Origin of the sequence: Kitasatospora sp. NPDC056531, from assembly GCF_042794375.1 — a bacterium.
Taxonomy (GTDB): domain Bacteria; phylum Actinomycetota; class Actinomycetes; order Streptomycetales; family Streptomycetaceae; genus Kitasatospora.
Map to the genome: position 1 here is coordinate 1 of NZ_JBHTTU010000119.1, position 13,774 is coordinate 13,774.

At 71.4% G+C, this 13,774-nt stretch carries 14 protein-coding genes and 2 pseudogenes; 9 read left to right on the forward strand and 7 right to left on the reverse strand.

Annotated features, from left to right (window positions below):
* Positions 1-255: 255 nt before the first annotated feature.
* Positions 256-654: a nuclear transport factor 2 family protein gene (locus tag ACFQ87_RS40465; RefSeq protein ID WP_380615961.1), complete on the reverse strand. Its 399-nt coding sequence runs from the start codon at positions 652-654 to the stop codon at positions 256-258.
* Positions 655-1,205: 551 nt separating this feature from the next.
* On the opposite strand from ACFQ87_RS40465, the gene ACFQ87_RS40470 reads away from it, so the two are divergent.
* From ACFQ87_RS40470 to ACFQ87_RS40490, 5 genes are all read left to right on the forward strand, one after another.
* Positions 1,206-1,931 carry an ABC transporter ATP-binding protein gene (locus ACFQ87_RS40470; RefSeq protein WP_380615962.1) on the forward strand — a complete coding sequence of 242 codons (726 nt, stop codon included), beginning with the start codon at positions 1,206-1,208 and terminating at the stop codon, positions 1,929-1,931.
* Positions 1,928-4,261, forward strand: a complete 2,334-nt coding sequence (locus ACFQ87_RS40475) for an FtsX-like permease family protein (RefSeq protein ID WP_380615963.1) — start codon at positions 1,928-1,930, stop codon at positions 4,259-4,261. The genes ACFQ87_RS40470 and ACFQ87_RS40475 overlap by 4 nt, the downstream gene beginning before the upstream one ends.
* A gap of 336 nt (positions 4,262-4,597) precedes the next feature.
* Positions 4,598-5,116, forward strand: coding sequence for a hypothetical protein (locus tag ACFQ87_RS40480; protein WP_380615964.1), 519 nt, complete (start codon positions 4,598-4,600; stop codon positions 5,114-5,116).
* A 28-nt stretch (positions 5,117-5,144) separates the two neighbouring features.
* The gene (locus ACFQ87_RS40485; protein WP_380615965.1) at positions 5,145-5,630 is read left to right on the forward strand and encodes a hypothetical protein; all 486 of its coding nucleotides are present in this window, start codon (positions 5,145-5,147) and stop codon (positions 5,628-5,630) included.
* Between the two features lie 41 nt (positions 5,631-5,671).
* The gene (locus ACFQ87_RS40490; protein WP_380615966.1) at positions 5,672-6,394 is read left to right on the forward strand and encodes a hypothetical protein; all 723 of its coding nucleotides are present in this window, start codon (positions 5,672-5,674) and stop codon (positions 6,392-6,394) included.
* Between the two features lie 61 nt (positions 6,395-6,455).
* Here ACFQ87_RS40490 and ACFQ87_RS40495 read toward each other — a convergent pair whose 3' ends face one another.
* Positions 6,456-6,989 carry a helicase associated domain-containing protein gene (locus tag ACFQ87_RS40495; protein WP_380615967.1) on the reverse strand — a complete coding sequence of 178 codons (534 nt, stop codon included), beginning with the start codon at positions 6,987-6,989 and terminating at the stop codon, positions 6,456-6,458.
* 297 nt (positions 6,990-7,286) lie between these two features.
* Here ACFQ87_RS40495 and ACFQ87_RS40500 point away from each other — a divergent pair, with 297 nt between their 5' ends.
* Positions 7,287-7,913: a hypothetical protein gene (locus tag ACFQ87_RS40500; RefSeq protein ID WP_380615968.1), complete on the forward strand. Its 627-nt coding sequence runs from the start codon at positions 7,287-7,289 to the stop codon at positions 7,911-7,913.
* 379 nt (positions 7,914-8,292) lie between these two features.
* Here ACFQ87_RS40500 and ACFQ87_RS40505 read toward each other — a convergent pair whose 3' ends face one another.
* From ACFQ87_RS40505 to ACFQ87_RS40520, 4 genes are all read right to left on the reverse strand, one after another.
* Positions 8,293-8,904: a hypothetical protein gene (locus ACFQ87_RS40505; protein WP_380615969.1), complete on the reverse strand. Its 612-nt coding sequence runs from the start codon at positions 8,902-8,904 to the stop codon at positions 8,293-8,295.
* Between the two features lie 368 nt (positions 8,905-9,272).
* Positions 9,273-10,100 (reverse strand): hypothetical protein, encoded by an 828-nt coding sequence (locus tag ACFQ87_RS40510; RefSeq protein ID WP_380615970.1) that lies wholly within the window; start codon positions 10,098-10,100, stop codon positions 9,273-9,275.
* A gap of 484 nt (positions 10,101-10,584) precedes the next feature.
* Positions 10,585-11,010, reverse strand: coding sequence for a hypothetical protein (locus ACFQ87_RS40515; protein ID WP_380615971.1), 426 nt, complete (start codon positions 11,008-11,010; stop codon positions 10,585-10,587).
* A gap of 64 nt (positions 11,011-11,074) precedes the next feature.
* On the reverse strand, positions 11,075-11,275 hold the full coding sequence (locus ACFQ87_RS40520; RefSeq protein WP_380615972.1) for a hypothetical protein: 201 nt from the start codon (positions 11,273-11,275) through the stop codon (positions 11,075-11,077).
* Between the two features lie 374 nt (positions 11,276-11,649).
* Between ACFQ87_RS40520 and ACFQ87_RS40525 the strand changes: the two are divergent.
* A pseudogene (locus tag ACFQ87_RS40525) lies at positions 11,650-11,739 on the forward strand (hypothetical protein); the annotation flags it as partial.
* A gap of 137 nt (positions 11,740-11,876) precedes the next feature.
* On the opposite strand, the gene ACFQ87_RS40530 reads toward ACFQ87_RS40525, so the two are convergent.
* The gene (locus ACFQ87_RS40530) at positions 11,877-12,470 is read right to left on the reverse strand and encodes a hypothetical protein (protein WP_380615973.1); all 594 of its coding nucleotides are present in this window, start codon (positions 12,468-12,470) and stop codon (positions 11,877-11,879) included.
* A gap of 272 nt (positions 12,471-12,742) precedes the next feature.
* On the opposite strand from ACFQ87_RS40530, the gene ACFQ87_RS40535 reads away from it, so the two are divergent.
* Positions 12,743-13,342, forward strand: coding sequence for a hypothetical protein (locus ACFQ87_RS40535; protein ID WP_380615974.1), 600 nt, complete (start codon positions 12,743-12,745; stop codon positions 13,340-13,342).
* Between the two features lie 96 nt (positions 13,343-13,438).
* Positions 13,439-13,774, forward strand: a pseudogene (locus ACFQ87_RS40540) (hypothetical protein); the annotation flags it as partial.

Below are 13,774 nucleotides of genomic sequence, written 5' to 3' on the forward strand. Positions count from 1 at the left end.
CGACCACACCACCAGCGCCACCGCCCTCAACCTCATCCGACTCCACGCCTGGTGGAACGGCAGACCCCTCGATCGCGCCAACCACAGCCACCTCGTCAGACTCCAACTCAGCCTCACAGCCTAGAAGTTGAAATTAGCCACCAAGATCGCGCAGGTGCGAGGCGACTTGTGAAGGTCACCCCGTTCAACCGGAGCTTCGCTGCGTGCGTGACGGCCCGGGCCTGTGCTCCTTGGACCGCCGCGACCTGCGGACCTTCAGGGCTGGTCGTACCAGGAGAACGCCGCGATCCGCCAGCCCTCCGGGGTGCGGACGAATTGGATGGTCTTGGTCCCGCTGCCCTCGAACGGCTCGCCGTCCAGGACGCCGGCCTTGCGGTACTCGCCGAAGCGCGACGCGATGTCGCCCGCGATCTCGGTTCGCTCGGAGGTCTCCCACTCCGAGAACTCGACCAACCGGCCGTCGGCGAGCAGGCGTTCGCGCGGCTCGATGAACTCGTCCACGGTGTAGACCGTGTACTTCGGCCCGGTCAGCACGATCACACCACCCGGAATGACCAGCCGGCGGATCCGGGCCACGTCCGCGGCCTTGCCACCGCGGTTGTCGAAGGCTCCGAAGAACTCGGCGGTTATCGCGTCAATCTCGATCTTGGACATGGCGCGACAGTAACACCGATAGGGGGCAGCGGACATGGCGTCGAGGCCACTTCGACCCAGGGCACCCGCGAGATCACGCGACTTTGCAACAGCCCTGCCTCACCCGCCGCCGGCCCCTCGACCGACCGACCTGCCGAGCCATCCGCTCCCTCGCCCACCGAATGGACCTCCACCCCCGCACGCTGCGCCGCCACGCCATGGGCAGTCGCTGGCCCGCCGGAGCGTACGTGCGCGCCGTGGTCGACCGCTGGGTCCGGGCTGAGTTCTGCCTGGACCGGATCATCGTGAGAGAGGCTCAAGAGGCCCGCTGCGCCGGCCGAGCGCGACCCCCAGCCAGCCAGCCAGCCAGCCAGCCAGCCAGCCGGCCGCACCCGCCGCCACCAGGGCCGCGGATCCAGCCCGTCTCCGATCCCCACACCCTGCCAGCTTCCCAGCTCACGCCGTGATCCACAGGGGGTGCCGCCCCCGTACATCCCTGGTACTACGGCGGCCTGTGGTTACACCTGGGGTGGGACGCCCGGCCCGGGCCGCCGCGCCTACCGTCGTCGACCATGAGCAACGACCACGACGGGACCACCCGGCCCGACGACGCGCAGTTCGTCGTCGAGCTGTCCGGGGTGCACAAGGAGTTCGGCGACGCCAAGGCGCTCGACGGCGTCGACCTGCGGATCCGGGCGGGCGAGGCGGTCGCCGTGATGGGCCCTTCGGGGTGCGGCAAGTCCACCCTGCTGAACATGGTGGCCGGGCTGGACCGGCCCAGCTCCGGCACCGTCCGGGTGCAGGGGCAGGACCTCGGCGGGCTGAACGAGAACGGGCTGGCCCTGTTCCGCCGCCGCCACATCGGCATGATCTTCCAGTTCTTCAACCTGATCGACGACCTGCCGGCACTCGACAACGTCGCCCTGGCCGCCCAGCTGACCGGCACCAGCGCCAAGCAGGCGCGCCGCCGGGCGCTTGAGCTGCTGGATGAACTCGGCGTCGCCCATCGCAAGGACGTGTACCCGGCCTCGCTCAGCGGCGGCGAACGCCAGCGGGTCGCGGTGGCCCGCGCACTGATGAACCGCCCGGCGCTGCTGCTGGCCGACGAGCCGACCGGCGCGCTGGACAGCCGCTCGGGCGAGCAGGTGATGGACCTGCTGATCGACCTCAACCAGATGGGCCAGACCCTGCTGATGGTCACGCACGACCCACGCCTGGCCGAGCGGTGCGCCAGCCGGCTGATCGAGGTCGAGGACGGCCGGATTGCCCACGAGCGCAGTCTGGCGCAGCACGCATGAGCGCCGTGTGGAGGGTCGCCCGCGCCGCCGTGGCGCGCCGCCGGCTCCAGACGGTCATCATCGGCTTCGTCGTCCTCCTCTCCACCGCCACACTGGTGGTCGCGATGGGACTGATGGACGCGGCCTCGTCGCCGTTCGACCGCGTCTTCGACAAGCAGCATGGGGCCCATGTCGCCGCGACCTATGACAAGGCCGTGGTGACCGACGAGCAGCTGCGGCAGACCGCGGACCGTCCGGGGGTGACGGCTGGTGCCGGTCCCTTCGAGCAGGCCACCCTGACCGTCCCGCCGCGCCAGCTCAAGAACCCGGTCCCGCCGGGCGCCCTCACCGTGGTGGGCCGGCCCGGTCCGGACAGCGCGGTGGACAACCTGAACCTGTGGGCGGGGCGCTGGGCCGCCGCGCCCGGTGAGATCGTCGTCAACCTGAAGCCCTACCCGGGCATGGCCAAGGGCATGGAGGGCCAGAAGGTCCCGAGCACCACGGGAGAGAGCTTCACCGTCGTCGGCTACGCCTACAGCGTGAGCCAGACCGCCGGTGCCTGGGTGACGCCCGAGCAGGCCAGGGCGCTGCATCCGGCCGCCACCCAGATGCTCTACCGCTTCGACTCCGCGCAGACCGGCGCCGACATCGACGCCGACGTCGCCGCGGTCACGGCGGGGCTGCCGCAAAAGGCGCTGGCCGGCTCGCAGTCCTACCTCACCGTCAAGCACGCCGTCGCCGCCGGGCCGGGCACCTACGTGCCCTTCCTGATGGTCTTCGGCATCCTCGGCGTCATCGTCGCCGTGCTGATCGTCGCCAATGTGGTCAGCGGCGCGGTGGTCTCCGGGCTGCGGCACATCGGGGTCCTCAAGTCGCTCGGGTTCACGCCGTGGCAGGTGGTGTCCGTCTATCTGCTGATGATGTCGCTCCCGGCGGTCCTCGGCTGCGTCCTGGGCATCGTCGGTGGTCACTTCGCCACCGATCCGCTGCTGGACATCGCGTTCCAGGGCAGCGGCATGGACCGGCAGAGCATCGGCGTCGCCCCCTGGGTGGACGTCGTGGCGCTGGTCGCGATGCCCCTGCTGGTCATCCTGGCCGCGCTGGTGCCGGCGCTGAAGGCGAAGCGCCTGTCCGCCTCCCAGGCGATCAGCGCGGGCAGCGCCCCGGAGCCCGGGCGCGCTCTGGCTGTCCAGCGCTGGCTCTCCGGCACCCGGCTGCCGCGCGCGGTCAGTCTGGGCCTGGGCCTGCCGTTCGCCCGGCCCGGCCGCACCGCGCTGACGCTGGCGGCCATCATCCTCGGGGTGACCACCACGACGTTCGCGACCGGTATGGCCGACAGTGTCACCCAGTACGGGAACGCCGTGCTCCGCACCGGGGCCTACCAGGTCCAGGTGGGCTCGGTCGATCCGCGGGAGGGGACTCCGACGAAGCTGAGCGACGCGCAGATCGAGGCGCTGCTGCATTCCCAGCCCGGCACCCAGCACCTGACCCTCGACGCGATGGCCCCCGTCACCGTCGTCGGGAACCGGCAGGTCGCCTTCGGTGACTTCTTCCGGGGGGACTACTCGACGCTCGGCTTCCAGGGCGAGCTCGCCGAGGGGCGCTGGCTGAACGGCCCGGGGGAGGCCGTCCTCTCGTCGGGCTACCTGCACAAGCTCGGTCTGGCCGTCGGTGACCGCATCACGCTCGAGGTGGCTGGCAAGCAGGCCACGGTCACCGTGGTCGGCACCGTGATGGGCGTGCTCCAGGACGCGCTCTACTCCGAGCTGAAGTCCATCGAGCCGGTGTCGGCGAACAACCTGACCATGTTCCGGTTCCAGTACCTCGTCCAGCTCGCCGAGGGCACCGACGCCGCGGCCTACATGAACGCCGTCCAGGCGGCCGACCCGGGGCTCACGGCGACGGAGGGCACCGACACGTTCGCGTACCCGACGGTCGTCAGCAGCCTGTCCACGGTCCTGACCCTGGTGCTGGGCATCGTGGCGGCACTCGGGGTCTTCAACACCGTCGTGCTGAACGCCCGGGAGCGCCGGCGCAACCTGGGCATGCTGAAGTCGATCGGCATGACGCCACGCCAGGTCGTCGTGATGATGGTGACCTCCATGGCGGCACTGGGGCTGGCCGGCGGGCTGGTCGGCATCCCGCTGGGAATCCTGGCCCACCGCGTGATCGTGCCGCTGACCACCAGCGCGGCGCAGATCGACATCCCCGAGCGGCTCATGAACGTCTGGCACGCGCCCGGGATCGCCCTGCTCTGCCTCGCCGGCGTGGTGATCGCGGTGCTCGGCGCCTACCTCCCGGCCCGCGCCACGGCACGACTCACCATCGCGGAGGCCCTGCGCAACGAGTGACGAGCCTCGCGCCCGGTAATCGGCGCGGCGGAGCGTGGACGTCGGCGGCCCCCAACGGTCGCCGGCGTCCGCTTCCGCTATGGGGTGGCGGTGGGGGTGCGGGTTGGGGTGATGTCGAGCCTGGAGTTTCGCGGGTTGGTTGAGAAGGTTTCGGATCGGGGCGGGGGCCGGGCTGTTGGGTTCTGGTGGGTGTGTGGTGTTGCCGGCGGAGAGGCCGGTGGGTGCTGGGCTGCTGGTTTCGCTGATTTCGTGAGGGAGTTGCTGTTCCTTCGAGACGTTTTCCGGGTGTTGCGGGTTTGATGAGAGCCCCGTAGGTGACCTGATTCAGCGGCGGCGGTGGCAAACCCTTACCTCGCGGCAGCCCTGGCCACCGCCGTCTTCACCGCCGCCTCCGACACCCAACTCACCACCGCCCACCCCACCGACCTCACCGCCGACGCGGCCACCATCGCCCTGCACGACCCCGACGGCCTGCGCTACGGCTGCACGACCCACCCCGTGCCACCCTGGGCACGCCCCCTCCTCCTCGCCGCCTCCTACCAGCACACGATCGCAGCAGGCGGCAACACAGCGCTGTTCGACTCGCCCTTCGCAGGCACCGGCCTGCCTCACCTGACCGACCTCGCCGAAGCCTGCAAACTACGCCCGCCCCAGCCGCCCAGAAACCGCCCGCACTCCCACCACACCCGCCCCAACCACCAACTCCGGCAGACCATCTGGCCGCTCAGCAACGCCCACTACCGCTTCCCTACCGCTTCCCCTGGGCCTTCATGGAGGACATGCAAGGCTGCCCACCCCCACCCACCCGGCGCCGATAGCCACACCCACGGCCAGCCGGGTAATTACGCTGCGTGAATGCGGATAACTTGCGACGATGCCGGCCATGCATGATGAGGATCTCCTGGCGACGCTTCTTGTCTCCTTGGCCAAGGCACCACGTGTCTACTCACGCTGGTGTTGGAGTTCTGGCGAAGACCTGGCACACCACGTCTTCGAAGCGGCCAAGGTGGCTGAGGAACAGTGGGCCCACGATGCCGTGAAAGGGGCGATGGGGCCGAGCTCCGTCAGCGAGATCGCGGCGGCCCTCGGCCCGGTCGATCGGGACGCCGCACTCGAACTGATGGTTAATTTGTCAGCTTCCAACCTGGTCTACCCCAATCACACCCACCGGGATCGCGCTCACGCGGCGCGAGCGGCCGAGAGAGTCGTCTCCGTACTCGGACCCACGGCCGAGTGGTTCTCCAACATCGAGGGCTCCTGGCTGAACGGCCGTGCTTGGGACCCGGTCACGATGTTCACGTTCGACGGCGTAATCGCCGGCAGAGGAGCGGGCTTCGTCGTCGTGCTCCTGCAGGTCGGAGAGGACTGACCGGACCGGTTCTGTCCGTCCCGAGCGCGATGATGACCTGCGTGACCGACAGCGCAGCCCCACACCCGCCCCGGATCCCCGGCTACGAAGGCGGCCCCTTCACCGCCTACCCCGAACTCCTGGAAGAACCACTCTTCTGGCTCTCCCACCTCGGCTCGTGCGCCCGCAGCCAGCAGGCCCAGCGACTGCTGTTCGGCGCAGACTACGAAGCCGCCGAGGAGTTCTCCCGCGCCCTGTGGGACAAGGAAGACTGGCCGCTGTTCACCGTCGCACTCACCGCCGACCACCGCTTCCACGTCGTCTACCGCACCATCGACGGCGACTGCGGCATCGACTACCTCCTGCACCACCCCACCTGGGACACCGCGGAACTCCTCGCCCAGGACGACGGCCACTTCATGGGGCCAGCCCTGTCCTGGCTCGAGTTGGCCACCGCCGCCGACAGCACCCCGCCCGACGCAGACACCCGTGACGCCCACGCCCGCTTGCTGCTCCTGCTGCCCGCCATGGGTGACGATGCCCCGCCGAGCACCGCTGCTCCCCGCCTGGCCGCCGCGCTGCGCGCCCACACGGCTGTCGAGGACCCCGAGCACCTCGCGCTCCTCCTCCTGGACCAGCAGGGACAACCGGGGCCCGCCCACTGGCGCACCACCGAGGACAGGGTGCGCGTGAACGACGGCCGCTACTCCTACCGCAACCCCGCCAACCCGTTCTGTCTCCCCAACGACCGGCTCACCCGAGTCAGCGCCGCTCTTACCGTGTGACACAGTCTCCGCAGCCCGAGCAGGGGGCCGGAACCCGTCTTCTACGAACGGACACAGCGCGCTACCAGCCAACCCCCAGGGCCTCCAACTGCCCGAGCTGCTCCGGGCTGAGCTTGTCCCGCCTCGCCTTCTGGTTGTTGAGCCAGGTGCCCAGCGACGTCCCGTCCTCCTTGTGGGACCTCGGAACGCGCGCGTGGCCCTGCCGCTCGACGAACGCCGCCAGCGCCGCCAGGCCCTGCGCGAACCGATCCGAGCGCGACACCTTCGGCTTCGCCGCGGCCGCCGCCCGCGCGGCCACCAGCTCCTTGTCCTCGCCGATCCCGAGCGCCGACAGCAGGTCCCGCTGCTCCCGGTCGAGCTCGGCCCAGCCGGCCCGCTGCACCTGCACCCACCGGCTCAACTGCTCGCCCTCGAACGCCGTCTCCACCGGCAAGCCAGTCCAGTCGACCCGGCCGTCGGACTCCAGCCACCACTGCCGCGCGGTGGCGTAGGTGCGCTGCCAGGTGATCGGCCAGGCGGGGCACCACCACGGGTCGATCTCCTCCAACGCGGCCCGCCGCTCCGGCGCCAGCGCCCCCGGCTCCCCCGTCGGCACCTGGGCCGCGGCCCGCAGTTCGGAGAGCCACGTGCCGATCGGATAAGAACCGACCGAGGCCCGGGCCGGCGGCCAGAGACGAACCGTGCTCCTTCGCCCAGACCCGGGCCCAGTCGAGGCCGGCATCGAAGCGGGCGTCGGAGACGGGTTCGGTGCTGGAGTTGCGGGAGAAGGCCGGGCTGGACCGGCTGGAGGGCCCGAAGTGTGTTGTGGGCGATGCCAGGACACCGTGAGGCTGGGCCTCACGGTCTTCGACGTCAGTGGGAACGGATAGCCTCCGGCGAGAACGGGTGGCTGATGGGAGTGGACGTGAACATCGAGGAGATGCTGGACCGGCTCGGCGCGGTGATCGGACCGCCGCCTGTGGACGGAGTGGTCCCGGTCCCGTGGGAGCTCGGGCCTGAGGTGCTCGGTTTCCAGCTGCCCGCGGACTACCGGGCGTTCGTCGACCGGTACGGGATGGTCAGCATCAGTGACGAGCTGCACATCTACACACCATCGGCAGCACCCAGTAACAAGACCGAGCAGCCGCTCGGCTTCGAGGGGTTCCTGTACTGCACGACGGATCCCTATGGATACACCGCCATGCTGGCCCAGGCCTACGAGGACGGGGACTTCGACGAGTGCCCGTATCCGCTGTTCCCGGCCGAGGGAGGGTTGCTGAAGTGGGGCAACAACGGGAACTCGGACCATTTCTTCTGGCTGATGCGGGGCCCGGACGCGGACCGGTGGCCGGTCGCCGCCAAGTTCGACTCGAGGCGGGAGTGGGACCTGTTCGAGGGCGGTTTCCTGGAGTTCCTGCTGGCGGCGGTGACGGAGCGGTATCCGTACCATGGGAGCGTTGTTCCCGGCGGGACGAAGCAGGTCGGTGACGGCCGTGCCTATCGCTTTCGGGGGGACTGGTCGAAGAACCTTCGGGAGTGAGCCCACAAACATGGTCAACGGCCGGGCCGGGGCGCTGCTGGGAGTCTTCGGACGGCTGGAGAATGCGGCGGGGTGACTCCCTGCTCCGCTCATGAATGTGGTCGTCGACGGGGGCCGCCGCCCCGAAGGCCGGACGGTAGCACCTGCCCGTGCTCGCCGGTGCGGTGCGGACATGGGCTGATCGTGGCCCTGCCGGGGGCAGGATTTGGCCGCCAGGGAAGGCAGGGCAGCAGTGGAAAGGGGTGGCCCGCGCTCGGGCCGCCCCTTCGCCGTTCCCGCCAACCAATGAGCCGCTCCCGTCAGCCCGGCCACCCCGCTCGGACTGCCCACCACCTGCCTCGCTGAGTATCTCGGCGAGTGCGTCGGGCGGCAGCCCTGCTCATGCGGCCACGTCCTCGGGCCGTACTCCGGCCTCCAACGCGGCACCCGCCGTCTCCCGCACAGCCTCCTGCAGCCAGCCGATGCTGTAACCCAGGCCCTCCAGCAGCCGCTCCGCCGCCTCCGCACTGCTGCCCCGCTGCGCCCCGCGCAGCTGGATCAGCTGCTCCTCCGCGTCGTCCAGCAAGTTGTCGATCAGCGCGCGCCGTTCAGGCGCCACCGCCGAGCGCCACACCGTCCCCGACCCCGGCTGCCTCGCTTCCTTCGTCAGCGCCCGCAGCTGCGCCGCCATGCTCGGCGGCTGGAGCTCCCGGCGCACCCACCACAGACCATCCCGGTGACCGGGCGGCACGGCCACGCCGCGGCGCCGGCGGATCACCGCTCCCATCCACGCGATCAGCGGCCCGCCGAAGTCGACCGCAGCCAGCGGCCCCAACCACGGGCGCCCCACCCGCTCACCCAGCCGCCGGCAGAACGCCCCGTCCGCCGGCAGCGCCCGAGGCCGCCCGGCGCCGCTGTCCTGCCAGACCAACTCGGCCACGGCGGCGGCGCGAACGTCCGTGGCGGGCGCGGCGTCGGCGAGGCGTTGGGCGTTGGTCTGGTCGGCCTTCACCTGGGCGTCGAACCACGGGCGGAGGGTCCGGGTGGTCCAGGCGTGGTAGCCCGCGGGGTCGGCGGCGACCTCGTCCGCGTGCGCGGCGGTGGGATACCACCGCGCCGAACGTCATTGATCTGCGCGCGGCCTCCGTCGCACCGCTGACCGGTCGTGTACTGGACCAACCAGAGCCGCTCCCGGCTGCACGTGATCGACATCCTCCGGCTGGGCTGACGGTGGTGCCAGCGCAAGACCCGGGCCAAAGGGCCGACCAGCCGTAAGGAGCGGGAGGAGCGTCCGCGTGGATCCCCTCAAGGGGCCGGGGTGGTGCCGAGGTGCCCATCGGCACCACCCGAATCGGCCGGGTCCGTCAGGGGTGGCGGCCGTCAGCCGGCCACCGCGTCGTACAAGCCGCGGCCCGTCCGCTGCGCGCGCCCGGTCTTGGCGAGGCGTTCGAGCATCGTGCGCACCGCGTTGAGTGCTCCGTTCTGGTCGTCGAGTCCGAGCAGGACGGTCACCTCTCTGGCCCGCAGCGGGCCCTTGGCCTGTCCGAGGACGGCCAGCACACTCTGCGCGTCGGTCAGGCGCCGACGGCCCGCCGCCGTGGGCGCGGGCGTCGTTGGGCTGCCCGCACCCTCCGGGGCTTTCGCGGGCGCCGCCTTTCCTCGGGCGGCCGTCGTGCCCGCGCTCTTGGAGGTGCCTCGGGCAGCCCTTTTCACAGCCGGGGCTGGCGCGGGCGTCGCGTCCTGTTCCCGGGTGCCCGTCGCCGGCACCTTGCCCGCGGCGGCCTTTGCGGCTGTTCGCTTCGCGGGGGTGGCCGCCTTCCGCGTGGCCGTTGTCTTCTTCGCTTCCGCCTTCTTGGCGACGGTCTTGCGCGGGCCCGCGCCCCGGCCACCAGCCGGTGCCCCCGCGGAGTCGGATTCGGCGACGGGGGACTCGGAGGGCTCCTGCGCCGACCGCGCTCGGGCGGCAGACATCTCGTCCGCGACGCCTACCCGCGTGGTGCCCTGCACCTGGTCCCGCTCCCCGAGCGGAGCCTGGGCCAGAACATCCAACCCCTCCAGCACGGCCACCATCGCCTCCTCCTGGACGATGAGGGCCGCCAACTGCTCCTCAAGCCGGCGCCGCTGCTCCCGCACGGCCGGCAGTCGTGCCTCGACGAGGGCCCGCGTCGATCCCACACTGCTGTCCGAGCCGAACGTGTGTCCGTCCACAAGTGCTCCTTCACCTTCCGTTTGTGTCAGCGAATGTACGGCGATCACGGGGACCGGCTCAACGGGATGGCGAAATCCGACCCGTTGGGGGTTGCATCGCACCCGTTCGGCAACAGACTCCGCAGGCCGGTCGGCAGGGGCAATTCCAGCCGCCTGCCGCTCACGCACCCCAGTCCTCCGGAACGGCGGCTCCACACACGGCTCCGCGTCCGGACACCATGAATTCCGAGAAGCCGGCGCCGAGTTGCACAAGGTCCCCGAGCGTCGGGCCATCACAGGTCCTTCCACAGGCCGATCAAGGCGTCCAGCCCGGGCAACGGCGGCAGGGAACCGCTCGTACAACCCGGGGGCCGAACCGGCCCGACCCATCCCGCACGGCCAGGGCCTCCTCCAGGCGCCGCCCGCGCGGCCTGTCAAGCGGCTGATCGGGTACAGGTGGCGCCGTCCGTCGTCGGGGCTGCCGGGATCCGGCTGCAGCTCGGTGTCAGGCGTGGGTGTGGGGGACGGGTTCGCCGGTGAGGGTATCGGTCAGGGCCCGGGTGCCGAGGGGCTGGTGCAGGGCGACTGTGAGCTCGGCGATGCCGCCGTCCTCGCATCCGATGTTCGGGCCCGAGGCGTCGCGGCGCCTGAGCAGTAGTGTGACCTGCTTGGCCGTCTCTCGTGCCACCAGGTCGGGCTTGTAGTCGCAGCCGCTCCAGGCGACTTCCATCGAGATCGTGCGGTCGTCCGCCGCCACAGCTGTGTTCTTTGTGGACGGGTCGGCGAGCGCGAGGCGGCGCAGGACCGAGGCGTCACTCCGCTTGAACGGGAGTGGGTAGGCGGAATCACGTTCCCTCGCGTCGCACGCCGACACCATGACCGCGATCAAGCCCACCGCAGCGATGAAGCGCTTGCGCACCGTCAGTTCCACGTCCTCGCCCTCCCCTTGTCGTCGATCAGGGTAGGTCTGCCGGTCGGCGGAGCCGCGGGCGGGGTCAGTGGGTGGCGTCCGCGGCGACGCCGACGAGCTGGAGGATGGCGTGGCCCCAGCTGGTGGCGGCGATCAGGACGCCGAAGACGACGGCGGTGAAGACGGTGAAGGCCTCGTCGACGCGGCTGCGGGCGTGGGTGGTGCGCCGCAGGCGGGCGATGATGACGATCGCGAGGAACACCGACGCGCTGATCGTGTACTGCACTGCCCACCCCGGGTCTCGGCTTGACGCTGTGTGAGGCTCCGCTCACGAGGAGCCGGTCGCATATTCGGGTGAGCATGCCAGAGCGACCGCCCCGCCGGGGCCCGTTTCCCGGAAACGGCCGGACGCGAACGAGCTTGGAGCCGCCGCGAACCCGGCTCGGGTCTTGGGGTGCGGTTCGCCGGCCTCGCGTGCAGGCCACTTGGACGCCTTTCGTCAACGGGACGGGTGGCCTCGTGTTGCCTCGATCTGGCGAATGTGCGCCAAAATGTGCGATCTAAAAGTGACTTTCACGAACGGGTGTGTGATGTGGAGGTGAGGTTGTGACTGACGACCTGTTCGCGTCAATCGACGCGCTGCTGGCGCGGCCGCGCCCGGTGGACGACCTGCCGGTCCCGGCCGAGCGGGAACGGCTGCGCAAAGCCGGCGACTACACCCAGGAGGAACTGGCCGCCGCGCTGAAGACCCGGCGGGAGACGATCGTGCGGTGGGAGGCCGGGACGACGGAGCCCAGGCCGCCCAAGCGCGAGGTGTACATCCGGTTCCTCGCGAGGCTGGCGCTCCAGCACGGCACCGTGGAGCCCACCGAGTGGTTGCGCCGGGCTCAGGCCGTCGGCCTCGTGCGGCCCGCCGACGAGATTGCAGCGGCCCAGACCCCCGCGCCCACCGAGACCGTGCCTGCGCGGACGGCCACCGCCCCGCAGCCCGCTCCGGCCGAACCCGCCGCTGCTCCCGTCCCGGCGCCTGCGGTGCCGGTGGCGTTCGGCGGTAGGCAGCAGGACCAGGCGGTGGTGGAGCTCGACCGGACGGCGGCCGGGGAGCTGGTCGCCGGGCCGCCCGAGCCGTGCGTGCGGTGCGGCCGGCCGACGCCGTACCGCTCGCATGGCCGTCCGGTCCACATGGGCGGCTGGTGCGCGCCCGCTCCGGCCGGACAGCCGACACCCGCCGTTCCGGCCGCAGAGCAGCCCGCCCCGGCCGCGCCCGCCGAGTCGGCTACCCCGGTCGCTTCGGTCGCTGCGCCCCGCCAGACCGGTCCCGTTGCGGCTCGGCGCGGGCCTTCGTCCCGTCCCGCCGCCGGTGCGCCGTCGCGGCCCCGGAAGACAGCGGTGAAGAAGCCGGCCGCCGAGGCGGGCCCGGCCGACTGGGAGGCGGCGGCCGCCGCCAGGTTCCCGGCCGGGCCGCTGGCGGTGCTGGACATCGCCGAGGACGGCAAGTCGCTGGTTGCCTACCGGGCCGATGGCACGGTGGCGCCGACCGCCCCGGCCGGCCGCACGCTCGCCGACGTCGTCGAGTGGGCGCTCGAGGTAAAGCTCGGCTCCCCGCGGCTGCACCGGCACGGCAAGGACGGCGACGCCCTGGTGGTCCTCACCGACGCCGCCCTCGCGGGGCTCGGTCTGCCGCCGATGGGCCGGGACGAGAAGAAGGAGTTCGTCCCCCGGCTGGGGGCAGCTGCCGAAGAACCACAAGGCCGTGAAGCAGTTGGAGAAGGCGGGCTGGCTGCTCACCCAGCGGGGCCTCGGGCCGTGGGCGCGGGTCTTCCGCACGCCGGAGGACGGGAAGCGGGTGTGCGTGCAGCTGTGCATTCCTGGCTGGGGCGCCCTCGCGTCCGGCGGCTGGCAGATCCCGGAGGGCCTGGGCGCCCCGGATCTGGCCCGGCTGCTCGGCACCTACGCCACCCGCGTCCTCACCCCGCGCGGCTCCACCGCCGTCTCCGGCCTCGAGCTCGTCACCGCGCTGCGCCCGCCCACCCGCGCGGTGCGCACCGAGGCCGGCTGGACGTCCGGGCCGGTGGAGGGCTCCCGCCCGAAGGACGCCTTCGACCCGGCGCCGCCGGAGGTCCCGGACGTGCACCCGCTCGCCCAGGACCGCGGGCCGGGCGGCCAACTGGTCACCGAGGCGTGGGACTGGTTCCGGGAGCTCACCGACGACGAGAAGAAGACGGCGCTGTACGGGGTCGGACTGGACGTCAACATGGCCTTCCTCGCCGCCGCCGGCCGCCTCACCCTGCCGCTGTCCGGGCCGGTGCACGAGACGGGCCCGGTGTTCGACCCGAAGACCCCCGGGAGCTGACTGGTCGACCTGTCCGGCGTCGACACGAACCCGCTGCTCCCGTCGCCGTTCACCGCTGACGGCTCGCGGCCGACGGGACCGGCCTGGTACTCCACGGTGAAAGTCGCCTACGCCGTCGAGCTCGGCGCCACCGTGCGCCCCACCGAGGCGTACCTGCGCCACGAGCATGGGCCGTACCTGGACCCGTGGCACAAGCACCTGCGCCACGAGCACGGGCCGTACCTGGACCCATGGCACAAGCACCTGCGCCAGGCCTACCTGGACACGATGGCCGCCCTCGGCGTCCCGCTCACCCTCGCCGACACCGACCCGGTGGCGTTCCTGGACGCCATGGCCAGCCTCAAGACCACCGGCGACCCGGCCGAGCTCGCCGTACTCACCGCGATCAAGCAGACCGCCAAGGGCACCATCGGCAAGATGCGCGAACGCCCC

Excerpts from the sequence above, each read along its gene's own strand:
- ACFQ87_RS40465 (WP_380615961.1), bottom strand. The coding sequence starts at position 654 with ATGTCCAAGATCGAGATTGACGCGATAACCGCCGAGTTCTTCGGAGCC.
- ACFQ87_RS40475 (WP_380615963.1), top strand. The coding sequence starts at position 1,928 with ATGAGCGCCGTGTGGAGGGTCGCCCGCGCCGCCGTGGCGCGCCGCCGG.
- ACFQ87_RS40500 (WP_380615968.1), top strand. The coding sequence starts at position 7,287 with ATGGGAGTGGACGTGAACATCGAGGAGATGCTGGACCGGCTCGGCGCG.
- ACFQ87_RS40470 (WP_380615962.1), top strand. The coding sequence starts at position 1,206 with ATGAGCAACGACCACGACGGGACCACCCGGCCCGACGACGCGCAGTTC.
- ACFQ87_RS40530 (WP_380615973.1), bottom strand. The coding sequence starts at position 12,470 with ATGTCCAGCACCGCCAGCGGCCCGGCCGGGAACCTGGCGGCGGCCGCC.
- ACFQ87_RS40485 (WP_380615965.1), top strand. The coding sequence starts at position 5,145 with ATGCATGATGAGGATCTCCTGGCGACGCTTCTTGTCTCCTTGGCCAAG.